Source organism: Nibrella saemangeumensis, assembly GCF_039541915.1.
Classification (GTDB): Bacteria; Bacteroidota; Bacteroidia; order Cytophagales; family Spirosomataceae; genus Nibrella; species Nibrella saemangeumensis.
In genome coordinates, this window is the sequence record NZ_BAABHD010000067.1 from 20,981 (window position 1) to 44,934 (window position 23,954).

The 23,954-nt window shown below is 53.3% G+C and carries 23 protein-coding genes and 1 tRNA gene; 17 read left to right on the forward strand and 7 right to left on the reverse strand.

Annotated elements, in window-relative coordinates; all coding sequences use genetic code 11:
- The first annotated feature begins 53 nt into the window (after positions 1–53).
- The 3 genes from ABD949_RS19250 (at position 54) to rny (ending at position 2,442) form a co-directional block, all read left to right on the forward strand.
- Positions 54–392, forward strand: coding sequence for a hypothetical protein (locus ABD949_RS19250; RefSeq protein WP_345245987.1), 339 nt, complete (start codon positions 54–56; stop codon positions 390–392).
- Between the two features lie 46 nt (positions 393–438).
- Positions 439–726, forward strand: a complete 288-nt coding sequence (locus ABD949_RS19255; RefSeq protein WP_345245991.1) for a cell division protein ZapA — start codon at positions 439–441, stop codon at positions 724–726.
- Between the two features lie 126 nt (positions 727–852).
- Positions 853–2,442 (forward strand): ribonuclease Y, encoded by a 1,590-nt coding sequence (gene rny, locus ABD949_RS19260; RefSeq protein ID WP_345245993.1) that lies wholly within the window; start codon positions 853–855, stop codon positions 2,440–2,442.
- A gap of 86 nt (positions 2,443–2,528) precedes the next feature.
- Here the strand turns inward: rny and ABD949_RS19265 are convergent, their stop codons facing one another.
- The 3 genes from ABD949_RS19265 to ABD949_RS19275 form a co-directional block, all read right to left on the reverse strand.
- Entirely contained in the window at positions 2,529–3,293 is a 765-nt protein-coding gene (locus ABD949_RS19265) for a LytR/AlgR family response regulator transcription factor (RefSeq protein WP_345245995.1), read from the reverse strand.
- A gap of 2 nt (positions 3,294–3,295) precedes the next feature.
- Positions 3,296–4,465, reverse strand: coding sequence for a sensor histidine kinase (locus tag ABD949_RS19270; protein WP_345245997.1), 1,170 nt, complete (start codon positions 4,463–4,465; stop codon positions 3,296–3,298).
- A 211-nt stretch (positions 4,466–4,676) separates the two neighbouring features.
- Positions 4,677–5,399, reverse strand: coding sequence for a Nif3-like dinuclear metal center hexameric protein (locus ABD949_RS19275; RefSeq protein WP_345245999.1), 723 nt, complete (start codon positions 5,397–5,399; stop codon positions 4,677–4,679).
- 99 nt (positions 5,400–5,498) lie between these two features.
- Between ABD949_RS19275 and ABD949_RS19280 the strand changes: the two genes are divergently transcribed.
- The 4 genes from ABD949_RS19280 (at position 5,499) to ABD949_RS19295 (ending at position 9,531) form a co-directional block, all read left to right on the forward strand.
- Positions 5,499–6,293 (forward strand): LamG domain-containing protein, encoded by a 795-nt coding sequence (locus tag ABD949_RS19280; RefSeq protein WP_345246001.1) that lies wholly within the window; start codon positions 5,499–5,501, stop codon positions 6,291–6,293.
- Positions 6,290–7,039, forward strand: coding sequence for a hypothetical protein (locus tag ABD949_RS19285; protein ID WP_345246003.1), 750 nt, complete (start codon positions 6,290–6,292; stop codon positions 7,037–7,039). The genes ABD949_RS19280 and ABD949_RS19285 overlap by 4 nt, the downstream gene beginning before the upstream one ends.
- A 10-nt stretch (positions 7,040–7,049) precedes the next feature.
- On the forward strand, positions 7,050–8,165 hold the full coding sequence (locus ABD949_RS19290; protein WP_345246005.1) for a caspase family protein: 1,116 nt from the start codon (positions 7,050–7,052) through the stop codon (positions 8,163–8,165).
- A gap of 88 nt (positions 8,166–8,253) precedes the next feature.
- Entirely contained in the window at positions 8,254–9,531 is a 1,278-nt protein-coding gene (locus tag ABD949_RS19295; RefSeq protein WP_345246007.1) for a caspase family protein, read from the forward strand.
- On the opposite strand, the gene ABD949_RS19300 is transcribed toward ABD949_RS19295, so the two are convergent.
- From ABD949_RS19300 to ABD949_RS19310, 3 genes are read right to left on the reverse strand one after another with little or no spacing between them, the layout of a single operon-like run.
- A complete protein-coding gene (locus ABD949_RS19300) occupies positions 9,528–10,382 on the reverse strand; it encodes a C1 family peptidase (RefSeq protein ID WP_345246009.1) in 855 nt (284 codons plus the stop codon). The genes ABD949_RS19295 and ABD949_RS19300 overlap by 4 nt on opposite strands.
- Entirely contained in the window at positions 10,375–11,172 is a 798-nt protein-coding gene (locus ABD949_RS19305) for a tetratricopeptide repeat protein (protein ID WP_345246011.1), read from the reverse strand. The genes ABD949_RS19300 and ABD949_RS19305 overlap by 8 nt, the downstream gene beginning before the upstream one ends.
- Before the next feature lie 48 nt (positions 11,173–11,220).
- Entirely contained in the window at positions 11,221–11,901 is a 681-nt protein-coding gene (locus tag ABD949_RS19310) for an RNA polymerase sigma factor (protein ID WP_345246013.1), read from the reverse strand.
- Between the two features lie 303 nt (positions 11,902–12,204).
- On the opposite strand from ABD949_RS19310, the gene ABD949_RS19315 reads away from it, so the two are divergent.
- From ABD949_RS19315 to ABD949_RS19345, 7 genes are all read left to right on the forward strand, one after another.
- Positions 12,205–12,996, forward strand: a complete 792-nt coding sequence (locus ABD949_RS19315) for a hypothetical protein (RefSeq protein ID WP_345246014.1) — start codon at positions 12,205–12,207, stop codon at positions 12,994–12,996.
- Between the two features lie 42 nt (positions 12,997–13,038).
- Positions 13,039–14,118 carry a hypothetical protein gene (locus ABD949_RS19320; RefSeq protein WP_345246016.1) on the forward strand — a complete coding sequence of 360 codons (1,080 nt, stop codon included), beginning with the start codon at positions 13,039–13,041 and terminating at the stop codon, positions 14,116–14,118.
- Between the two features lie 70 nt (positions 14,119–14,188).
- Positions 14,189–14,638: a hypothetical protein gene (locus tag ABD949_RS19325; protein ID WP_345246018.1), complete on the forward strand. Its 450-nt coding sequence runs from the start codon at positions 14,189–14,191 to the stop codon at positions 14,636–14,638.
- Complete coding sequence (locus tag ABD949_RS19330) at positions 14,635–15,117, forward strand: CsgE family curli-type amyloid fiber assembly protein (RefSeq protein WP_345246020.1); 483 nt, start codon at positions 14,635–14,637, stop codon at positions 15,115–15,117. Before ABD949_RS19325 ends, ABD949_RS19330 begins: the two co-directional genes overlap by 4 nt.
- Before the next feature lie 159 nt (positions 15,118–15,276).
- A complete protein-coding gene (locus tag ABD949_RS19335; protein ID WP_345246022.1) occupies positions 15,277–15,699 on the forward strand; it encodes a curli production assembly/transport component CsgF in 423 nt (140 codons plus the stop codon).
- Positions 15,700–15,741: 42 nt separating this feature from the next.
- On the forward strand, positions 15,742–17,148 hold the full coding sequence (locus ABD949_RS19340) for a CsgG/HfaB family protein (protein WP_345246024.1): 1,407 nt from the start codon (positions 15,742–15,744) through the stop codon (positions 17,146–17,148).
- A gap of 36 nt (positions 17,149–17,184) precedes the next feature.
- Positions 17,185–18,678 carry a carboxypeptidase regulatory-like domain-containing protein gene (locus ABD949_RS19345; protein WP_345246026.1) on the forward strand — a complete coding sequence of 498 codons (1,494 nt, stop codon included), beginning with the start codon at positions 17,185–17,187 and terminating at the stop codon, positions 18,676–18,678.
- A gap of 51 nt (positions 18,679–18,729) precedes the next feature.
- Here ABD949_RS19345 and ABD949_RS19350 read toward each other — a convergent pair whose 3' ends face one another.
- Positions 18,730–20,115, reverse strand: coding sequence for an MATE family efflux transporter (locus ABD949_RS19350; RefSeq protein WP_345246028.1), 1,386 nt, complete (start codon positions 20,113–20,115; stop codon positions 18,730–18,732).
- 331 nt (positions 20,116–20,446) lie between these two features.
- On the opposite strand from ABD949_RS19350, the gene hflX reads away from it, so the two are divergent.
- The 3 genes from hflX to ABD949_RS19365 form a co-directional block, all read left to right on the forward strand.
- Complete coding sequence (gene hflX, locus ABD949_RS19355) at positions 20,447–21,721, forward strand: GTPase HflX (RefSeq protein WP_345246030.1); 1,275 nt, start codon at positions 20,447–20,449, stop codon at positions 21,719–21,721.
- A 62-nt stretch (positions 21,722–21,783) separates the two neighbouring features.
- Positions 21,784–21,855 (forward strand) — tRNA-Arg (locus ABD949_RS19360).
- Between the two features lie 404 nt (positions 21,856–22,259).
- Positions 22,260–23,954 (forward strand): PA14 domain-containing protein (locus ABD949_RS19365; protein ID WP_345246032.1); only part of this gene is annotated, 1,695 nt, incomplete at its 3' end.

A 23,954-nucleotide genomic window follows, 5' to 3' on the forward strand; every position in this document is an offset into this window, starting at 1 on the left:
AAACAAGTAAAACCTGAAACAGAATTAAAGTTCTCCTTCACCTGCCGTTAATTATGCTTAGTGAGTTTCAGTTGTTTGCGTTAATGGACGACCTGGAGCGGAAGGTCAACCTGCTGGCGGGTATTAACGCCGACGCCCGGCGACGTATTGAGCAACTGGAACTGGAGAAGTCAGCCCTGGAGGAGAAGATTCAGGAGCAACAAACGCAACTTAGACAGTTACAAAAAAAAGCAGTAGAATCACCACAAATCTTTTTAAAACCAAAAGATTTTGGTAAGATTGTACAAAACAATCTGACTGATACAGTCAACAGTACCGAGATTAAACGAAAGCTCGACGAGTATATACGGGAGATAGACCGGTGTATTGCTCATTTGAGTAGCTTGTCATAAACCAAATAAGGCTCCGTGACAATTGTCAGCGAAGCCGGCTGAAGCGATGGAGAAACTTTCTATCCGCATCAAAGTTGCCGACAGAGAGTACGGAATAAAGACGCTTCCCGACGAAGAGATTTTTCTGCGGGAAGCCGGTAAGCTCATTCGGGAGCAGATACAGAAATATCGGGATCTGGGCGTTAAAGATACCCAGGATATTCTGGCTATGATTGCTCTCGACTGTCTGGTGGCCCGGCTTAAAGGAGACGAACAAACACGACGATTACAAAAAATGGTGTTTGACAAAATGACTCAACTGGACCAAACGATAACACCTACCCTATCGGCCTAACCCGCATCTGCCACGAGCGCCGGCTCTCGAGCCGCGCATTCATCTTTTTCGTCCCGGTTCTTCTCACACACGCTGTATCGGCAGGTTGTACAAGGTTTATTGTTCAACCCAAACGATATATGTTACATGGACAACACATTCTGGCTGATGCTGCTAACGGACCTTCTGGCCCTGGGCGTCGGCATTTACGTAGGCAGAAAATTACTATATAAAGCGTTTGGCAAACGCGAGAGGGAAGCCGAAGAGAAAGCGGCCACCATCCTTAAAAACGCTGAAATACAGGCAGAATCGATTAAGAAAGATCGGATTCTGGAAGCTAAGGAAAAGTATCTGCACCTGAAAAGTGAATTTGAAAAAGACTCGAATCAGAAGAAAAATATACTCCTCCAGAACGAAAACAAACTGAAACAGCGCGAACAGCAGCTGAATCAGATGCTGGAGCAGAACAAGCGCCGGGAGACTGAACTGGAGCAGCAGCGCAACACCCTGAATCAGCAGATTGAAGCGGCCAACAAACGCAAAGAGGAAGCCGACAAACGGCGTGAAGAAGCCGAACGGATGCGCACTCAACAGGTTGAACAGCTGGAAAAAATAGCCAACCTGACCGCCGAACAGGCCCGCGAACAACTTATCGACGCGCTGAAAGCGGAAGCGGAATCCAGAGCGTCTTCGTACGTAAAGAACATCGTCGAAGAAGCTAAACTGACCGCTACCAAAGAAGCCAAGAAAGTCGTAATCGAGACCATTCAGCGAACGGCTACCGAACACGCCATTGAAAACTGCGTGTCGGTCTTTAACATCGAATCCGACGATATCAAAGGCAAAGTAATTGGTCGCGAAGGCCGCAACATCCGGGCACTGGAAGCCGCAACCGGCGTTGAAATCATTGTAGACGATACCCCCGAAGCCATCATTATTTCCGGATTTGATCCGGTGCGCCGGGAAATAGCCCGGTTGTCGCTGCACCGGTTGGTGCAGGACGGCCGTATTCATCCCGCCCGCATTGAGGAGGTGGTCGCTAAAACCCGCAAGAATATCGAAGACGAGATTGTCGAGATTGGCGAGCGGACGGTGATTGACCTCGGTATCCACGGTCTCCACCCTGAACTGATCAAGATGGTAGGCCGGATGCGTTTCCGGTCATCGTATGGTCAGAACCTGCTCCAGCACTCCCGCGAAGTGGCCAAACTCTGCGCGACCATGGCCGCCGAATTGGGACTAAACGCCAAACTCGCCAAGCGGGCCGGTCTGCTGCACGATATTGGTAAAGTATGGCATGAAGAGGCCGAACTCCCCCACGCGATTCTGGGTATGGAGATGGCCAAAAAATACAAGGAGCATCCGGAAGTCTGTAACGCCATCGGTGCCCACCACGACGAGATCGAAATGACCACCATGATTTCCCCCATCGTTCAGGTATGCGACGCCATTTCAGGCTCACGGCCGGGCGCCCGTCGGGAAATGATGGAATCGTACATCAAGCGGTTGAAGGAACTGGAAGAACTGGCCATGAACTTCAACGGCGTCACCAAGTGCTACGCCATTCAGGCCGGTCGCGAACTGCGCGTCATGGTTGATGCCGATCATGTAACGGATGATCGCGCCAATGCGTTGTCGTTTGAAATTTCGCAGAAAATTGAGAAGGAAATGCAGTACCCCGGCCAGATCAAAGTAACGGTGATCCGGGAGATGCGATCTGTCGCCTACGCGAAATAAGTTGTTTCAAGTGCCAGGTTCCAGGTTTCATGCTGGGCTAGTCGTTTTCAACATGAAACCTGGAACCTGACACCTGAAACAACATTTCACAATTCTAACAATTCCCGCAGGTTGTCATGAAAGGTATTACCGGTGATGATCTGGGCGCTTTTTCTGTCCCGCAGCACAATCAGGTACTTGCCACCCATGTACCGCTGAATCTCTTTAATACAACGGGTATTCAGGACAACGGACCGGCTCACGCGCACAAAGGTATCGGGTAACTTCTCCTCCAGCGATGTAATGGTATAGTTCGTCAGGTACTGCTGGCTGTCAACGGTATTTAACAACACATACTTACCCTCCGCTTCAAAATAGCTGACATCTGTCAGCGCAATCAGTAGAATACGTTCTCCGCTTTTGACCGAGATCGAATGCAATTCTTTTTTGGGCTTGAGCAGGTCAAGCATGTACCGCAAATCGGGAGCGGTGGCCGTAGGAGACTGTTGCGCGTTTCGAATTCGCTGGACGGTTTTTTCCAGCCGCTCGGGTTCAACCGGTTTGAGCAGATAATCGATGGAGTTTTCCTCAAAGGCCCGAACGGCGTATTCATCAAAGGCTGTAGCAAACACGACCTGCGGCATGTGGCTTAACCGCGCCAGCATCTCGAAACCATTCAGGCCCGGCATCTCAATGTCCAGGAAAACAAGATCCGGGCGCAGTTCCTCAACCGCCCTAAGTCCTTCAGCCCCATTGGCTGCGTCCCCCACAATGTCAAATGTTTCAGCGTAGGCTTTTAGCAGGCGCCGGAGCCGGTTGATAGCCAGCGGCTCATCGTCAACCAGCAAGGTACGTAACGGGAAAGTCGGCATGGCTAAGATAGGTTTGGTAATTGAACCGTATCGGTTTTTAGGTCTGGAACCGGGTTACCGGCCGAAGCCAGATCTGCCAGTCCAACCGATGTCAGGCGGTCTGTTTTTAATTGAATTATTATCTCCTTCAAGGGTTGGTTATGAACCAGCATATGGCCGTCGTTGCCGTATAACAGGCGCAGTTTGTCCTGAACACTCTGCAAGCCATAGCCTGACACCAACTGCTCGGGAAACGGCGGCCCGGTGTCGTGAATGCGCAGGGTAAGCCACCCATCTTCGGCATGGATCCGGATGATGATGCCGCCCGGCCCGGCCACCTTTGCGATCCCGTGCTTAATGGCATTCTCGACCAGCGGCTGCAGCAGAAACTGCGGGATGGGTAGTTCGGTCAGGGACTGATCGGCTATGTCAATGCGGTAAGAGAGCCGGTCACCGAAACGCACCTGCTCCACTTCCAGGTACGTCCGTACCATCTCCAGTTCATTCGCGATGGAGCTGAAATACTTATCCTTCAGACCGGTCGTATACCGGAAAAGTTTGGACAGCAGAAGCACCATCCGCTCGGCGCGGTCGGGATCGTCATGAACCAGGCTGGCGATGGAGTTAAGCGCGTTGTAGAGAAAATGCGGGTTAATCTTGGCCTGAAGGGCTTCCAGCTCTGCCCTAATTTTCAGTTTTTCGAGGTGCAGCAACTGGTATTCCTGTTCCGATATTTTACGGGTAAACGTCTGCGCCTGCCGCTGAAAATAATAAAAGATATTGGCTACCAGCAGCGGGGCCAGCATATAGGCCCATGAACCGTTTGTACTGACCTCAACCCGGCCGGTATTGGTACGGATCAGATCCGATAGCCAGAGAGGCCACAGAAAACCATTCACAACGAAGACAGCCACAGCCACAATCAGCGTGAGGTATACATGACGTACCCAGGGAACGTTGATTTTGGGCGAGACCCACCCGTAAAAAAAGCAACATACGATTACAACCAGTGCATTCGCAAAGTTACTGATCAGTACAGCCAAAAAAGTATTGCTGAATGGGTTTGCCGTATCGGTCATCCGCAGGGTAAAATAGATGATGCCGCTTACGCCGTACACCATCATCATGCAGACCAGAACAGACAGCAGCCAGCCCTCCCACCCACGCCTGAATAACTTTCGAATCAAGGTCATACGCTTTGTTTCTCTGTCTACATACTTTTTAAACCAAACTTAAGATTACCAAGTAAGCAGCGCTTTACCCATTAAAGCTACCTTACTTATCCGGCAAAATGAAAGAATTTCCGACAAAGGGTGTTTTTGCCAGGGTGAACACGAGGTTTGGCCGGCATGAGTTTAGCCCTTTTGGTCCTGACCGAGTGCAAACTACTGAGACCTCTAACTGTCACCCGGACACCACCACTTCCAGTTCCGGCCACCCTTCCTGTAAAATTCCAGCCAGCGCCCGCAGCCCCCAGGCTTCGCTCCGGCCATGTCCCACAGCAATGACGCTCATTCCCGTCTCGGCAACTGCCCGGCCGGCCGAGGGACGGTATTGCCCCGTCAGATAAAGCTGTACCCCCTGGTCGGCGGCTTCGCGGATCAAGGCCTCGTTCATGGCTCCCACCACCGCTACCCGGCTAATCAGCGAATGACTACCTTCACTGATGGAGTCAAACCCACCAAACTCGTTAGTTATCAGGCTGATCCAATGCTGTAATGAAGATTCAACAGCCCGCCCGATCATGCCAATAGGCCGGGCCGGTAAGCTGGGAGCCTGTTTGTAACCAATCTCCTCCAAACTGTCCAATTGAAAAGCTTTAGCTATTGGGCGACTGAATCCCATCGTCAGGTGTTCGTCAAACGGCAGATGGTGATACAGGATGCTCAGACCGACAGGCAAAGCGGACAGGTCGAGTTTCCAGGGGCGGTGAATCCAAAGCGCATCGGGCTGGTGGCGTATAAGCCAGTCGTTCAGTCCCGGCCAGGGCTCAACGGCCAGCCCGATGCGCCCAACCGGCCGGTCTGAAGGCCGGAAAACACCGCCCTGTTCGTCGGCCGGGTACCTACCCACATTGAAATAGCCGGCTAAAAAATGCACAAGCAAATCCAGTTTTACCGTTTGCATAATTTCGGACAAAAAACAGGCCAAATGATTAGGTAAACTACTATCTTTCAACTACTTTACTACTCTTTTGACGTTAGAATCGCATATATCTACACCGGTATGGATATTCACAGGCAGAGCAGACGCTATCTGAAGGCTTCGGTTTTCCTTCTGCTTTTGTTTACCATTAGCTGCGAAAAGTGGAGCCCTCCCCGCGCTCAGTTTCCGCTGATCGCCTACTACCCGTTTCCAGGCACCAGTGAAGACCATAGCGGCAATAAATTGCATGGGCAACTCATCAATGGAGCCAAACTTGGCCAGGACCCGCTCGGCAGAAATAACAACGCCCTGGAACTTGATGGGGTGGATGATTATTTTGAGATAGCCGATAGCCCGCTCCTTCGTCCGGAGTCAATTTCCATCAGCCTCTGGATCAAATTTAAAAGCATTACCTCAACCAGTCATATTTTTAACAAATCAACCTTTTCCGACAACACCAATCAACAATACAGCGCCTTTATCAGACCGCCAAGAGCACCCCAGGCATCCAGCGATCCGGGATTTCAGCTCCTTGTGGATGCCAACCAGGATCGGGCCTGTACCAGAGAACAGCCCATCACTGACTTTGTCTATCTTTACGAGCCTACGTTGCGGTTAAATCAATGGTATCATTTTGTCAGTACCATTAACCGGCGAGTTGGAAAATTGTATATCAACGGTGTAGAGAAAGCCGTAAATATGAATCTTCCTGACCTGCCCATTGACAACTGTTCGGCTGGTAGTCTGCGATTTGGCGTACAATCGGCGGCTGATTCAGATTACAACTACCTGGATGGTTCGATGGACGATATTCGTATTTATAATCGGGCGCTGACCGAAGCAGAAATTTTGTCACTTTACCAAAATTACAAGTGAACGCGCTTACCTCCTATCTGCTCTTTAGTTTGTTCCTGATCGCTCTCACGCCGAAGGCTGCCCACGGACAGCGTGCCAGGGTATCGAACGTCCGGGTTGAACTGGATGCGACAAGAGCCAAAATTTTGTATGATGTGGCTGATAACCTCCCGACTGATTCTATATTTATAAACGTGGAGAGCAGCGGCCGTGGCCGGTTGAACGCCAGAACCGTTACCGGTGATGCCGGGAAGGGAGTAACACCCGGCCATAACAAAACCATCTATTGGGATTACCGGCTCGATGGTATAACGATTACCGATAAAGAACAGATCCGGATAACGGTGTCTGTCGACCGCGTTCGGGCGGGCGGAGGACCGGCCAATGCGCTCGTGTCCGTTCTGCTGCCGGGGGTGGGCAATATCCTGGTGCAGCCGAACCGACAAATTGGGTTGCGTCCGTTGATAACGGTGGGTTACGCCGGTTTACTGACGTATGGATTGATCCAGCGGGGCCGTTCCAACCGGCAGTATGAGCGCTATACCGCCCAGCTCTCGGCCCTGGAAGCTGAGCCGTTCTATCAGGAGTCGGCTCGGCTGCGTCGCCATTATTTGGTTAGTACGCGGGCGGCTGCGGCTGTTCTGGTAGCCGATGTCGTATATACCTTTCTGAAAGGCAGGCGTAACCGGCAACCGCGCGAGAAACCGCAGGTAGTTTTAAATTATCTCGGTCACACTGCGGTTGCCGGCGTTCAGTTCACGTTCTGAGGGCTATCTTATGAAAACACTTTTTCTTTTACTCACAGGTCTGCTGCTGACAGGCACGGTAGCTGGTCAGCGCACCGCAACCGTTAGCTCCGCCCAAAGCAACTGGGTGTCTATCAGCAAAACACCACCGGTGATCGCCTGGAAGGCACCCGAAGCGATTCGTACTACCGTCACCCAGGCGGCTGTTACGGTAAAAGCCTGTATTCAGTCCGCCGATACAGTGCTGACCTATCAGGTTTTGCATAATGGCAGACCGGCTGGTGGCCTGCAGCGTGGCTACAAACGGGTGGTGTGCGGCCAGGAGATTACCGCCGACCTCCAGTTAGCTCCGGGCACCAATGAACTGCTCATCAAGGCCACGAACAGCGTCGGCACCACCACATCCGAGTTGCGTATTATCACCTTCCTGGTCGAAAAATCGCCGACGGCACTCCAGCCGGCCGCGCAAAAAAGGCTGGCTTTGGTCCTGGCCAACAGCACTTATAAACGACAGGCGCTGAAGAACCCAGTTAACGATGGCCGGCTGATGAAAACCCAGTTGGAGAACCTTGGGTTTACGGTCACCTACAAAGAGAACCTACCCCTCCAGGAGCTGGAAAATACGATTAGCGACTTTTTAGGTTCCCTGAGCGGTAACAACATCGGGCTGGTTTACTACGCCGGCCACGGCCTGATGGTAAACGGAGACAATTACCTGCAACCGGTCGATGCTGATCCGGCCAGAGAATCGGATGTCCGCTTTAAATGCTATTCCATGCACCAGCTCATCGCCGGAATGGAAGATGCCAACCGCAACGGTACCAACCTGATCTTTTGGGATGCCTGCCGGAACAACCCGTACCGGTCGTGGCGGAGGGGTCCCGACGATCGGGTATACGCGCCCATGCATCCGGCCACTGGCACCTATATTATGTACGCAACCAGACCCGGACAAACAGCAGACGATGGCGACGAACAAAACGGCCTGTTTACCAGTGAACTGGTCAAGCACATAAACAAGCCGAACGTAGACCTGTATGACCTACCTGATCTGATCGATCAGGGACTACAGGAGCGGGGATATTACCAGCGGCCCTACCACGAGGGTGACCTGCGGGGAAGATTTTATTTTTTGAGAGCGAATTAGGATCTGGGAACCCTGAAGGAAAAAGCAGGGCAGAATTAGCAATGACCTACGTGCTATACCGATGAGAGGTAACAGAGATTGGCGCTATATGAAGGGAATACTGCCCATGTTGCTGGGACTACTCCTGCCGGGTGGCTCCGGCGCGCGGGCGCAAACCTTTCATGCCATAATTGTTGCCGATACGCTGGACGCAGACCTGACAAAGGCCTGCCGCCGGGATATCGCTACTATGCGCCAGCAATTTACCCGTATAGCCTCTTCCATAAAGTATTCGATAAAGGAACAGCTTATAGCCGGTCCTTCTTTCGGCCGCAAACAGGTTGATGAAGTACTCCGGCAACTGACCATCTCTCCCAACGATATAGTGTTTCTGTATTATACCGGGCACGGTTATAACACCCCTGGCCGCAGCGACCGTTTTCCGTACCTCATGCTGGAGAAGCAACAGCTCGAACATAATCCGGACCTCTCTGCCATTCACGAGACTATCAAAAGCAAGCGTCCACACTTATGCGTTACCCTGGGTGATTGCTGCAACCGGTATCTTTACAGGGGCACGGTAAAAAAACGCCCCGGCCCAGTGCTGCCGACTCCAGATTCTCTGACCCTGATCTACCAAAGCTTATTTCTGAACGTCAGGGGCGACGTGCTGATCGCGAGCAGCCAGCCCCCTCAGGTAGCGTGTGCGCATCCGGACTCAGGCAGTTTTTATACGCGGGCGTTCGATGAAGCGCTGTTAAATGTCGGCCGGGCCAACAAACCCATTACCTGGGACAACCTGCTGGGCGAAGCGCAGACCGCACTCGGTCAATGGCTGAGCCACTACAAAGTTCCGCGGCACAGGCACCATGTGTCAACGTATGCCGTAAACGTGCAGCCAGTTTCGATTCCGGAAGGTTCACCGGCCACAGCTCCCCTGACGGTGGAACTCCGGACCAGTCGCGGGCGTACGGGCGTCGAGTTCCTGCAGGGCAATACATTTTATATTGAAGCCAAAGTCAACCGACCCTGCCACCTGAGGCTTGTTTATATCCTCGCCGACAGCACCAAGACCGTGATGGAAAATGATTTTGAAATTCGGCCTGGTCAGGAGAATCAGTTTATCCGTATCGCTCCCAACGCCCCGATCGTCTGTGCAGAACCGTTCGGTACTGAGTACCTGCTGGCGTATGCCGCCAGCGAGCCCTTCTGCCCCATACCCACTACGCCCAACCGGACCCTATACATGCGAAAAGAACCCGATAATGATGTGCTGGTCGGCCGTATCGAGGAGGTAATTAAAGCGGCCAGATGCACCCAGAGCGGGCGTTCGGTAGCCGAAGACCAGATTCAGATTACGACCCGGCCGGTTACGCAGAAGAATTAAAGTTCGCTGATGGCAAACCCATAGCGGGTAAAGCGGACCATATCGCGGTAAATGATCCAGCAGAAGCCCTTATCGCCCCAGCCTGTGCCAAAGCTGTTGATTACCCGAAACGCGCCACCGTAGCGTGTATCGTCATACCCTACAACGCACAGGGCATGACCCGGCAGGCGCTTATCGGCCGGGTTGTCGCCCGGAGCGGGCTCCCATCGTTTACCGGCCGACAGAAATGACTCTGGTATGACCATGCCCACCACCACCGGGCTGCCTTCCGCCAACGTAGTTTTGATCCGTTGAATCTTTTTCTGCTCCTCATCCCCGACACTGAACAACCGCTCGTAGTCCCTGATTCGGAAGCGGGCGGCCGCTGCGTCGGCAGTTACGGTCTCCTGCCCACATGCCGGGTACGGAAAGCTGTTAAACGGCACTACTCCTACGCCTTTCAGCACATCGAATGCCTTAGACAGGTAAACGCCTTCGGTGCAGGCGTAATCGCGCTCCGATTTGGCTTTTTCGTAGAGGTAGCTCGGGGAGAAGGCAAGCTGGTTGATGCGAACCTTGTCGGTAATCTGTTTGTGTTTAGCTTCCAGAATGGTACGCAGGTAATAGCCGCAGGCAAAGCCGACGCAGGTACTGTATGATCCCTGCTTCTGGACAGACGGGCAGTAGGATTCAAAGGAAATCCGGGGTGGAAGGGGCACCTTGGTAACAATCTCCTGGTAAGGTATCTGCTCATACGCTTCATCGTCCAGCAGCATACCGGGTTTAGTGGTATGCTGCGCTACCGATGGCCGGACCAGCAGGCAGCCAACCAGTAAGGGGATCATAAAGCCGGTGGCCCTCACGCTATTCATGGTGCGCCGACTCGTTTAACTGCCTGATAACGGCTTTAGCCTCCTGCTGGTACGGATGGCCGTTCATGGCAGCAATCTGGTTCAGTGCCTGTTCTGCTTCGCTGCGCTGGTTGTTACGCAGGTACGCCAGGGCCAGATACCACCGGGCGCTGGCGCTCCAGTGCCCCGGTGTCGACTGCGCAAGCGGTGTAAGCCGCTCAATTGCGGCCTGCGTCCGGCCCTGCTGAAGCGCCGTTACAGCCTCCTGCAACCGGACTGAATCCTGCGTAACGGACGGGCCGCTATCGGGAGCCCCCAACCGGTCCGGATCAGCGGACGTAGCGGGAGCCGCTTTGAGACTGGTCGAGAAATTGGAGTCGAAAATCTGCTCGTTACGCGCCAATTGCGGCTGGCCGCCCGATTGGCCCCGGAAAAATACCCAGCCAAGGCCCACCAGGAACACCACCGAAGCAGCCGCTGCCCAATAGCGCCAATTGGCCTGAAACAGGGTTCGCCGGGCCGGGAACGGTACCACCTTCGGTGTCCCGGCCGCATCAAAAGGGGCCGACGCTCCGGAACTGTCGGTCCTGTCGAGCAGCCCTCGTTTTTGCAGGTCGGTATGCATCTGCGAAAACCGTTGTTTCTGCGCCATCATGGCCAGACCCTGCTTAATCTCCCGCTGCGTGGCCACCTCCTCCCGGAGATCGGTATCCTGCCGGATGCGATCCTCGAACTGCTCCTTTTCCACGGCTGTCATCTGACCCGACAGGTAGGCATTTATTTGCTCCAGGAGTTCATCCGATAATTGCATGATCGTTTGAGGTTAGAGAGTTGAACCAAACGGTCCAGCCCGTTTGCGTTAGTCACGTTTATATTGGGTGTAGAGGGCTTTCATACGCTGAGCGCACCGAAATCGCTTTACCTTGGCGGAATTCTCCTGTAAGCCGATCCGGGCACCACACTCACCCAGGGATTTTTCTTCCACATAGAAGCAGTGCAGCATGGTCCGGCAATCATCGCCAACTTCCGCAAATGCCCGGTTAACAGCCTCCCAGTCCACTTCGGTATCTTCCCAGATAGCATCCCGACCACCTGGCTCACCGGCCGGCTCATCCTCGTCCGGATCGTCGTCCCGGCCGAAGACCGACACCGGGTGCGGCTGATCATGTCCGGGTTGTGTATCGTCGTCATCGGCGGCCGTCTCCACATAGGTCTCTCCCTTTAGCATAGTATGTTTCTTCATAAAGCTCACCCATCGGTTGCGGCATACTGTGAAGACATACGCGGTTACGGGCTTTCCCTGATAGAGGTACTTTCCGTTTTTCAGCTTAATGGCAAACTCCGCCAGCCCTTCCTGGAGAATGTCCAGCGCGTCGTCTTCCGAAATCCGGCTGCGTTGTCTCGCATACGGAATAAAACTCCGGTATGCTTTGATATACAGGCACTCCCAGGCCGGCTGGTGGCCGCTGACAAGTGCCTGGTAAAACTCCTGATTTTCCTGTTCGAAGTTAGAACAAGGGTTATCAGCATCGGTTGCCATACAAACCGGCTTTAGTTGTTACCGGTAAAGCATAGGTAACTATTTATACGGCAAAAATCAACTAAACAGGCCTGCACAACGGATAAGCAGCCTATGTATGCGGCAACTCAGGACCATTCGGTTATTTATCCGTTTTCTCTGCTTCAGGTTATCAGTTGCCGCCACCCTTTTTTCTACCGGCCGTTCCCGGACTGCACTACTTTTTCAAAATTTCTGCCATTCCTGTTAACCTCCTCTGGTTCCGCAGATATACAGGCTGCATACGTATGGCTAAATTTTTTTGTCACATCAATTCCTTAAATCATGAAAAAATTACTGGTATTTATCCTGGCGGCAGGGTCCATTCACGCTGTCCGCGCTCAGTCGAACACAGTATCGCTCAGCCAGACCGGCAACAGCAACCAGTCTCAGATTTCCCAATTGGGATCGAGTAACCAGCTATCGGTGAGCCAGTCGGGTAATTACAACGACCTGGACCAACCGCCAATGACCCAGAAGGGTAACGGCAACACCGGGTCGGTTATGGTTACCGGCAACGACAACTCGACGTATTTTGTCCAGGAAGGAAACAGCAACCAGGCTACCGTCTCCACAACGGGCAATGAGAACTATGTAGCGGTGGGTGTTTCCGGTTGGGGCAATCAGAACGAAGCTATTGTTGAGCAGGTGGGTAATCACAACATTGGTGTAGCGGGTGGCAGTGAGGGGAGCAACAACGTCACCACGGTGAAGCAAACCGGTGACTGGAACTACGGGGAAGCCTTGTTTTTCTACGGCAACAGTAACTCCGCTATCATCACCCAAACCGGAGACGGCAACCAAAGCTCGGCCACGGCTAACGAAGGCAGCTACAATCAGCTGAGTGTTTCGCAAACCGGTAATGCCAATACCGGAAATGTTTTTGCCAACTACAGCAGCCACAATCAATTGAGCATCGTGCAATCAGGAAACAGCAATTACGGCAGCATTCAGTCGCAGGGATATGGTGGCAACAACATGGCCAGTCTGACCCAAACGGGTAATTTCAACCAGAGCAGCATCTACCAGTATGGCAGTTACAACATGGCTTCGGTGACACAGAGCCAACTGCCCTAATCCAATTTGTTTCAACCACTATTTCTTAAACAGTCAATTAGTATGAAAAAGGTAATTCTTTCACTCCTGGCGGCTGGAAGTATGTCTGTTGTATACGCCCAGTCAAACACGTTTTCGATAAACCAGGCCGGTAACAACAATCAGGCTCCGGTCATTCAGCAGGGAAGCGCTAACACGGGCTCACTTTCTGTAATGGGTGATAACAATATTTCCTCAGTCAACCAGTATGGTAATACTAACAAAGGCAACCTCTCGATAACCGGCAATGGGAATCAGAGTGAAATTATGTTGTACGGGTCTTTAAACGATGCTACTGTCACGCAGACCGGCAATGGCAACACGGGTCAGGCATCATCCATTAGTGGCGATGCAAACCAGATTAGTGTTAGCCAGTTAGGAGACAATAACGCCGGCTATGCGTTCTCCTCCTACGGCAGTAACAACAAGGCAAACGTTAGCCAGACCGGAAGTAACAACTATGGCGCTGCCTATTCATTCTATAGCACAAACAGTGAGGCCGTGGTTACCCAGATGGGTAGTAATAACTCGGGGGCCGCTTCATCAGAGTCGGCTTATGGCGATAAGGTCAGTCTTATGCAAACGGGTAACCGCAACCAGGGGCTGTCTTACTCCTCAAATACCAGCTACAATGTAGTCACGCACATACAGACTGGAGACGATAACCGTGGATATGTCGATGCGTATTACGGTTCTAACAACCAACTCAGTCTGACGCAGACCGGAAACAGCAACACTGGAGAAGTCTTATCGTATTCGGGTAGTAACAATCAGATAAGCGTCAGCCAAACGGGCAATCAGAACATTGCCAGTGCCTATCATTACTATGGCGATAATAGCCAGATCAGCATCACACAGCAGGGTAATACTAACGAAGCCAGACTTTGGCAGGAAGAAGGGTCGTCTAACATAGCTACTGTATCACAGACCGGAACCAGCAACACATTATGGGGCCTTGAGTCATCGGCTAATCCATATTTTGCCACTCAGAAGGGAGACGGCAACGTGATGACGGTGTCTCAAACCGGAGATGGCAATTTGCTGCGGATTGGTCAGACCGGCAACAACAACATCGCTACCGTAACGCAGGGTTCTTTGAACTAAACCGGTGCGTCAGTCCCTGTCGGCACAGGGACTGACGCTTTTTCCGGAGCAACAAATAACCGCAAAGACTATGATACGTGCTTTTCTCCTCCTGTTTGGTCTCCTGCCGCTAATAGCCTCAGCCCAGACCGAGATCTTCTTCAACCAGCCAGGTATGCAGCGAAATGGGACCACCCCGACGACCAGCGAGGTTATCCTGTTACAAAGCGGTCAGCTTAATCAAATCCGGTATAGCGATTCCGGCACCGGTAACAAGGTCAGTCTGCAACAGCAGGGTGCCAGCAACGTGCTGGACCTGGACTTATCCGGCTCTGACAACCAATACTCCTTTGCGCAGCAGGGCGACAACAATCGGGCCCAGTGGTGGTCGGGGCAAAACAATAGCGTGTTAGACGTGCTGCAGCGGGGCAATAATAACCTGCTGGTTCAGGATGGCGGCTCACCGGCCAGTGGTGTGCCCATGCGCATTGAGCAGACAGGAGGTATGCAACTTGTCATCAAAAACGGCTTCATACCATGAAAGCGATTCTGGCTCTACTCCTGACGGCAATGCCTTTTCTGGCTGTTTGCCAGAACTCCAGCGCGGAAGGCGATCCGGATGTAGCCCGGATGCTCGCAGAGTTCGCCCTCAGGGAACCTACGGGTACTACATTGATTCTGGACAACTCCCGCACTAAAGCAGGACGGGACTTTTACGATCTGTTCTACAGGCATTGGGCTGCTCCATCTGCCCTGCCCGACACAACCCAGGCAATGTCCTTATCGGCAACACTGGTTGATGGCGAATGGGTTATTATCACCATTGAAGAGATTCCCGCCCCCGGCACTGCCAGTCAGATTCTGATCCGTCTGGATGATCAGCCCGTCTGGCAGCAATTTGTGCAGGCCCGCTACGAAATACTGGAAGAGGCAACTCTCCAGGCGGTAGAAGTTATCCGCGAAGCGCTGTTCAGTTCCCAGAAACTCCGTCAGCAGCTAAACAGAGGGGTTGACAAGTAAGCGTGCAGACGGGTCCGCTCAGGTATAAAGAATTACTGGTCACTGACCGTTCTTTATCACCCAGCGGACCCGTCTGCACGCGTATTTTTTCTCTTCCCTGTTAACCTCCTGCCGCAGCGGCAGATATACAGTCGGAACAACACTCAATACCAACTGTATATGAAAAAGCTATTCATCCTTCTCCTTCTTTCGCTGGGCACCTACACGGCTCAGGCCCAGGGTCTCACCTACCGGCCCATGAACCCGGCCTTTGGCGGCAACACCTTTAACTATAACTGGTTAATGAGCTCAGCCCAGGCACAGGATACGTTTAAAGATCCTAATGCCGCCAGGAACCCGACGGGGCTGGGTTCTACGAAGCGATCACTCGTTGAGGAGATGACGGAGTCATTGCAACGACAACTGATGAGCCGCATCACCCGCGACCTGATCGATAAACAGTTCAGCGAAGAGGGGCTGAAGGAAGGCACCTATCAGTTCGGTGATATGCAGGTGGTAATTTCCAACTCGGCCGAAGGCATTCTGATCCGGGTTACCGACGGCAAAGGTGGTGAAAGCACCATCACAGTTCCTTACTTCTGATCTTCCACCTCAGCATCACAGACGCATTAAACCCGATTAGCCATGTTACGTCTATCAGCCATGCAGGGGGTTCTCCTGCTTACGTCTTTATCGTTGCTGACCGGATGCAGCGCCTATTTTAATCAACCAACGCGCACTCAGTCGGCCCGCTTAGGGGAAGAAACCACCATCACTCCGGAACTTCGCAAACTGCCCGCTCCAAAGGAAAAAATCGTAACCGCCGTATACAAGTTCCGGGACCAGACCGGCCAGTACAAACCCTCCGAAACCGGCGGTAACTGGTCGACAGCCGTCTCTCAGGGAACTACCAATATCCTGTTGAAGGCATTGGAAGAAAGCGGCTGGTTTGTGCCTATCGAACGCGAGAACGTCAGTAACCTGATGAATGAACGCCTGATTATTCAACGCAGCATGGCGCAGTATCAGCAAAAAGGAGAAAACTTACCGCCCCTGCTGTTCGCCGGCGTTATTCTGGAAGGGGGTATCGTCTCGTACGATGTTAATACCATCACGGGCGGGGCAGGGCTGCGCTTTTTCGGTACCGGCGGCTCCAGTCAATACCGCCAGGACCGGGTGACGGTGTACCTACGGGCCGTAGCCACCAAATCCGGTAAAATCCTGAAGACAGTGTACACCTCCAAAACGCTGCTGTCGCAGGCTGTCGATGCCGGTATCTTCCGCTACGTGCGTTTCAAACGACTTCTGGAAGCAGAGACCGGTTACGCCACCAATGAGCCTTCGCAGATGGCCGTCACGGAAGCCATCGAAAAGGCGGTGCAGGCTCTGGTGCTGGAGGGGATTCAGGATGGCCTCTGGGGTATTGACGAAAAAGCGGCAGATCAGGCGCAGCAAGCATTGGCAGCGTATACCCGCGAAAAGCAGGAAATGAGCGAGACCGACGTATACGGTGCCCGTAACACGGTAGAGCCCTCCCGGCTGACCATACACCCATACGTAGCGGCTTGGCGCTACCACGGTGATTACGCAACGCAGGGTATCCGCACCGGCTACGGGCTGGCTGCCGATGTGTACCTCACCAGACACGTTGGGCTCCAGGTAAACGCCGGCACCGGCACGCTCGGCAGCGATCAGGTATTTAGCTGTCCGGTCAGCAGCCTCCAGGGGAACCTTGTGTATCGCTCCTTACCGTTCCGACGCATTACCCCCATTCTATACGCTGGTATAGGCCTGATCGCGTGCCGGGCAGGCACCCTACCGGTAGAGGTAAAAGGGCAGCGTCACCTGCTGCTGAACGGCGGCATGGGCACGGAGATTGCACTTACCAATAAAATCGGCCTGCGTACCATGCTGGAATACCAGCAACCGCTGACCGATGCCCTGGACGATATGGTTTATGGGCGCTACTACGACTACTACCTGCGCGGCTCCGTCGGCCTGTCGTTTTACCTCGGCCGCTCGGCCCACTACCCGCTCCCTATCCGAAAATAAGCCACTTACCTTTTTACCAATCAACCAGCAACAGCCATGAAACCAGTTGCCAGCTTCCTCCTGACCACACTCCTGCTGACCCTGATCTGGGGTTGTAACGAAGATTTTACCGTTGAACCTGTAGGCCATGGTATGGTAACCGGGCAGGTGATCGACAAAAAAACCGGCCGGCCGGTCAGCAAAGCGGTCGTTCGCCTGAGTCCGCTGGGCCGCATCGCCAGGACGGATACCACTGGTCATTTTCGAATGGATACCATTGCGGCCGGGAAATACACCGTTCAGGCTACCAAGGAAGGCTATCAGGACCGGTCAGAAACAGTAGAAATCATCAAACGTATGGCCGCCACCACGCTGCTTTACCTGTCTTACAACGACCGCCCGCCAACCGAGCCAACCGCCATGAATCCAACCGGCGAAGCCTCTACTGCCCCAACGACGGTAACGCTGAAGTGGCAATCGACCGACCCGGACAAGGACCCGCTGTCTTATGACATCACCCTCATTCGGGAAGGCAGTCCGGATGCCCCCCAGGTATTTACCGCCGTCAAAGCCGATTCGCTGGTCGTAAAAGGGCTCCGCTACGGCAGCACGTATACGTGGCAAGTGAAGGTATCGGACGGCAGCAACGAGGTATACAGCAAAATCTGGCGGTTTTGCACGATGGCGTTTCCTGATCTGGCTTATGTATACGCAAAGAAGGTAAACGACCGCTACCAGATTTTTACGGCCAATGACACCGGCGTAGAAATTCAATTGACGCACAAAGGCAGCAACTGGCGACCAGTGGCCAGCCCGGACCGGAAGCGGATCGCTTTTATTTCCAACAGTCAGACCGACCTGCACATATTTCTGATGAACCGCGACGGTAGTGACCTGCACCGGGTAACGTCTACCCCCATTGCCGGTCTGATGCCGCTGGATCTGTCGTTCTGCTGGTCGCCGGACGGTACCCAGCTACTGTACCCCAGCAACAACAGGCTCTTTGCCGTAAATACCGACGGCAACGGACTACGGCAGGTTGCTGAACTCTCAACCGGCGCTTTCTTTGCCGGCTGCGACTGGACATCACAGGGCAACCGCATTGCCGCCCGACTGACCGGTTACAGCGTATACAACAGCCGTATTATGCTGATGTCGCCGGGTGGAAACGATACCACCACCGTGTTTGTCCGCAACAGCAACCGAATCAGCAATCCGGTATTCTCGGTCGACGGAACCAAACTGCTCTTTGCTACTGACTTTGCTGCGCTTCAGGACTGGCAGGGTCGTCAGCTCGATTCGCAGATTCTGTTGTACGACATCGCGAAAAAGACAACAACAAATCTCTCCGCCAGTAAGACCAGTTCAACCAGCTACAAGGAAGAGGGTACCAATGACCTGGACCCCCGCTTTTCACCTAACGGCGCTAAAATCATTTTCACCAACGCTGACAATCATGACGCCAATAAGTGCGCGATCATGACCATGGATGCCGACGGCAAAAACCGCAAAGCCCTCGTCCAGCAGGCCGAAATGCCCTGCTGGAAGTGAATAAGGAGTGATTAAGCAAACGTTGGGGCGCTTGCTTAGTCACTCCTTACACTAGACTTGCACCGTTTTCCAGCGGCCGCGCCGGAATACCAGTACGGCAATAACGGCCAGGAGGGATTCGCTGATGGCCACAGACCAGAATACGCCCGGTGGTCCCCAGCCGGCCGTGTTAGCCAGAAAGTACGCCAGCGGTATCTCGACTACCCAGAAGCAGAAGATGTTGATGAGCGTCGGCGTCCGGGTATCACCGGCTCCGTTCAGAGACTGGCTGATCACCATACCGTAGGCGAAAAACACATAGCCCAGGCAGAAGATTTGCAAACACTGCACGGCAATGCCGATCACCCGGGCGTCGCGGTTGAAAAGCCCAACAATCTCGGTAGCGCTGGTAAAGAACACAATCCCCACCATCACCAGAAACAGCATGTTATAAAAGGCCGCCCGCCAGGCCGACGTCTCTGCCCGGCCCGGCTCGCCCGCGCCCAGATTCTGCCCCACCAGCGTAGCGGCCGCATTGGCCATGCCCCACGACGGCAGAATGGTAAAGATAATAATCCGGATGGCGATGGTATACCCGGCCACAATATCACTGCCGAACGTGGATAGGATCCGCGTCAGGAAGATCCAGCTGGCCGATCCCACCAGAAACTGCGCCGTACCGCCGGCCGCCAGACTGAGCAGATTCCGGATAATGTCCATATCCGGTACCAGCCGACTCAGATTCACCCGCACCGACCGGTGGTTGCGCGTGAGGGCATAAAGCTGGTACAGCACCCCCACAGAACGACCGGTGGTGGTGGCCATAGCCGAGCCGATGACCCCATAAGCCGGTACAGGTCCAAAGCCGAAGATCAGAAGCGGACACAGGATGATATTTACGCCATTCGCAATCCACAGCGCCCGCATGGCTATAGAAGCCTCACCGGCCCCGCGTAAAGCTCCGCTGAGCGTATACAGCAGAATAATGGCCGGAGAACTGGCAAAGATCAGCCGGGTAAAACCGGAGCCGTTAGCGACCAGCCGCGGGTCACCGCCCATCAGTTGCAGTATATCTTCGGCAAAAATCACACCGGGCAGCCCCATCAGCACGGCCAGTGCCAGGGATACCAGGATTACCTGCACCACCGACTTACCGGCTTCTTCGGGTTGCCCCTCACCCACCCGGCGGGCTACCAGCGCCGTGGCCGCCGTACTTATCCCGATGGCAATGGAATAGATCAGGGTCAACACAGACTCGGTCAGGCCAACGGTGGCCACGGCTTCGGTGCCGATGCGGGCGACGAAGAATACGTCGACAACCGCAAACAAGGACTCCATGACCATCTCCAGGATCATGGGCACCGACAACAGAAAGATAGCGCGGTTGATACTGCCGGATGTAAAATTGCTTTCGCTGCCGCGCAGGGCGGACAGGAATAACTGTACGAACTCTTTCATTGATGAAAAGACTGATTGGGCGGCATCACAGCCGGAAAATAGAAATGAGGAAACCGTCGGCGCAGGGCCGGACGGGAGACAGAGGTGGGGTCCGGAACCGGACCTTAGCGGGAGATGGTAAACATCAGTCGTATAGCGTTATCCGTACAAAGGTAAAAATTTGTTTGTGAACTCAGCCCGGCGATTGAGTAAACGGTCGATACCCGTACATCGGATTACCAATCCACTTGCCTAAATTACATGAGCGGCTTGCCAATCCGCTGTACATTAATCCGAAACTTTTTGTAAAATACGGCCGTTATCTTTCTTCCGATACTTATTATATCAGTACATGATCGACACCCATAAACCGCCCGAAACCGCCGTGCTGGTCGCCCTGACAACGCAGAAGCAGTCAGCCGAAAAAACCCAGGAATACCTCGATGAACTTGCTTTCCTGGCGGAGACCTCCGGCATTGTTACGGTCAAATCCTTTGTTCAGCGACTGGAACGACCCGACACCCGCACGTTTGTCGGCAAAGGCAAACTCGAAGAGATTCAAACCTTTATTATCGATAACCCGGTCGATTGCATTATTTTCGACGATGACCTGACCCCTTCGCAGGTACGCAACCTCGAACAGGCTTTCCAGGAAATTAAAGTACTGGACCGAAGCCTGCTGATCTTGAACATTTTCTCGCAACGGGCGCAGACGGCCCAGGCCAAGCTGCAGGTAGAGCTGGCGCAGTATCAGTACATGTACCCGCGTCTGACCCGGATGTGGACCCACCTGAGCCGCCAAAAAGGGGGCGTGGGGATGCGTGGTCCGGGGGAAAAGGAACTCGAGACCGACCGCCGGATTGTGCAGGATCGCATTGCGTTTCTGAAAGAAAAGCTGGAGAAGATCGACAAGCAAAGCATCACTCGTCGGAAAGAGCGCGACCGGCTCGTGCGCGTGGCGCTGGTGGGCTACACCAACGTGGGAAAATCGACGCTGATGCGCACGATGGCCAAAGCCGATGTCTTTGCCGAAAACAAGCTGTTTGCCACCGTAGACTCTACTGTACGGAAAGTAGTGCTGGGTAACATCCCGTTCCTGCTGACCGATACCGTTGGTTTCATCCGCAAACTGCCCACTACGCTGATCGAATCGTTTAAATCGACGCTGGACGAAGTACGCGAAGCCGATATTCTGCTACATGTGGTGGATGTATCGCATCCGTCGTTTGAGGAGCAGATCGAGGTTGTCAGCGATACGCTCACCGAGATCGGCGCGGGTGACAAGCCGACGATTCTGGTCTTTAACAAAATGGATCAGTTTGAGCCGAAAGAAGAATGGATGGCGCAGCACGAGCACTGGGAGGAAAGCAACTTTCCCGACGAAGCCGTACCGGTGGCCGTGCGGAAGCAAACCGCGCTGGAATACCTGAAGAAAACATACCTGACCCGGAAAGCGGAACACGTCGTCTTTATCTCCGCCGAGAAGCGCGAGAACATCGACGAGCTACGCGAGCTGCTGTTCCGGATTGTGAGGGAGAAGCACTATACCATCTACCCCAACTGGCTGGACATTCCCCTCTCCCAATTTTCGGAGGACAAGGATACGGCCGACGGTTTGGGCATATGACGAATTTTTTAGTATTTTGCGTCTGAGAACCTGCAAGGTGCTTACACTTGCAGGTTTTTTATGGTCTCGTAGTTCAACGGATAGAATAGAAGTTTCCTAAACTTTAGATCTGGGTTCGATTCCCGGCGGGACCACTTTAACGCCCAGCACTGAGACGTCGGACCGTCCTGCTGGGCATTTTCGTTTACTTTATAACCCAGTAGTAATTCGTAGGATGTAGTATTTTACATCTTAAAGTTTTACTCCCTTTTGAGCGAACGGTAGGCTGCTATATTGCTTTTCATCTGTTTATGTGCCTTTTTGTGGCTAATTTTGCAGTCTCTGCCAACCGTAACGTTTCTTTTGAAAAATTTTTACGCTTCTCCAACGGATTTGGGCCTGCACCAACCTGCCTTTGCCGATTGGTTATTAAAACATAGCCCCTATCCAGCTATCCGGCACTGCGCTTTTCCTGCAAGTCACCGAACTTTCTCTCAACACAAGCCTAACTAACTACGCTCATACCGTAACGAGTATCTGAAAATTTCTGACAATCTGTATGTCCCGCTCTCTACTTATTTTATCGGCATGGTTACTGTGTATCACCACGACGCTGGCTCAGGTAACCATTTCCCGTCCGCTTAATCGCATCGTTTACCAGCGTAGTACCGGCAACACGGCCACCATCCCCATCAGCGGTCAGGTCGATGGTACGGTTACTTCCATCAGCGCCCGACTGGTTTCGCGTCAGACGGGCGGCCAGGTTGGGTCAACCAGCCTGCCTATCAGCAACGGCAGCTTTTCGGGGGCGCTGACCAATGTACCCGGTGGCTGGTATGAACTCATCCTGGAAACCAACCGGGGTACGTTCCGGGTCGACCGGGTTGGCGTTGGAGAAGTCTTCATCATAGCCGGTCACTCGGTGGCGCATGGCGACCAAAGCTATTCCATTCCTTATTCTAACGAGGACCGTGCCAGCGCCGTACCAATGCCACCCGACAATCCGCTGTATCAGGTTATATCGGACCCCAGCCAGCTTCTGAATACGTTTGCGCAGTACGGCAATGTTGTTCCCTCAACAAACGGGGTACAGCCTTATTTCTGGTCCCGCTTTGCCGAGATTCTGACCCAGCGCTACAATGTACCCGTAGCGATCTATCAGACAGCCTACGGGGGAACCAACATTGATATGTGGTACAAATCGTCCCAGAACATTTATTTCGACCACTATTTTGTCGATGCCTCCGTTCAGATGCCCTACAGAAACCTGAAAAATACGCTGGAGAAGTACGTACCGCAAACGGGCGTTCGGGCGGTGCTGGTGGATCATGGTCAGAACGACTACCCATTCACGAACGTGGACGAAGTCACGGGCTGGTACAACGGCTTTCTGAATAAAGCTCGTCAGGAGCTGGGATTCTCCCTGAAAGCGGTTATCAACCGGCATACCCCCTATCTGTACACGAATCCGCAGCACCACATTCGGCAGGTGCAGGATCGGGTGGCCCAAAGCAGCAACAACCTGGCTGGTCCGGATTATGACACTGGGCTGACGCCTTCAGACCGCTACGACGATGTTCATCTTAACAGCGGTGGCCAAACCAAGGCGGCTCAATTGTGGGCAGACGTTATTACCGAATCTTTTCTGGCGACAGTCACACCCTATCAGCCTGCCTTTCAGACGAACGGCAATCAGGCCCCAGTGGCAGCCGGCAGTATTCCAAACCAAAGTGCGGTTCCGGGTGGTAGCTTTACGTATACGATCCCCTTCAATACATTCACCGACCCCAACAGCGACCAGCTAACCTACCAGATTACCAACTTACCGGCCGGCCTCTCAGCAAAAGGACTGACGATTTCGGGGACACCTACTACGGGTGGTACCAGTACCGTAACAGTCCGTGCAATTGATCCGGCTGGCCTCTCAGCCACCGTAACGTTTACGATCACGGTAGCTACGGGCGGCTCAGGTCTGACGGGAAATTATTACAACAATACGTCACTATCAGGCACGCCGGTGCTTTCCCGGCTGGACCCGACTATCAATTTCTTCTGGAATACGGATTCGCCCCAGCCCGGTGTGGTCAATGCCGATGAGTTCTCCGTCCGATGGACCGGTCAGGTAGAGGCCCCGGTGAGTGGTAGCTATAGCTTCCGCACCAACAATGATGACGGCACCCGCGTGTGGGTCAACAACCAGCTCATCATCGACAACTGGACTCCCCAGGGGCCGACGCCCAAGGAAGGCTCCATC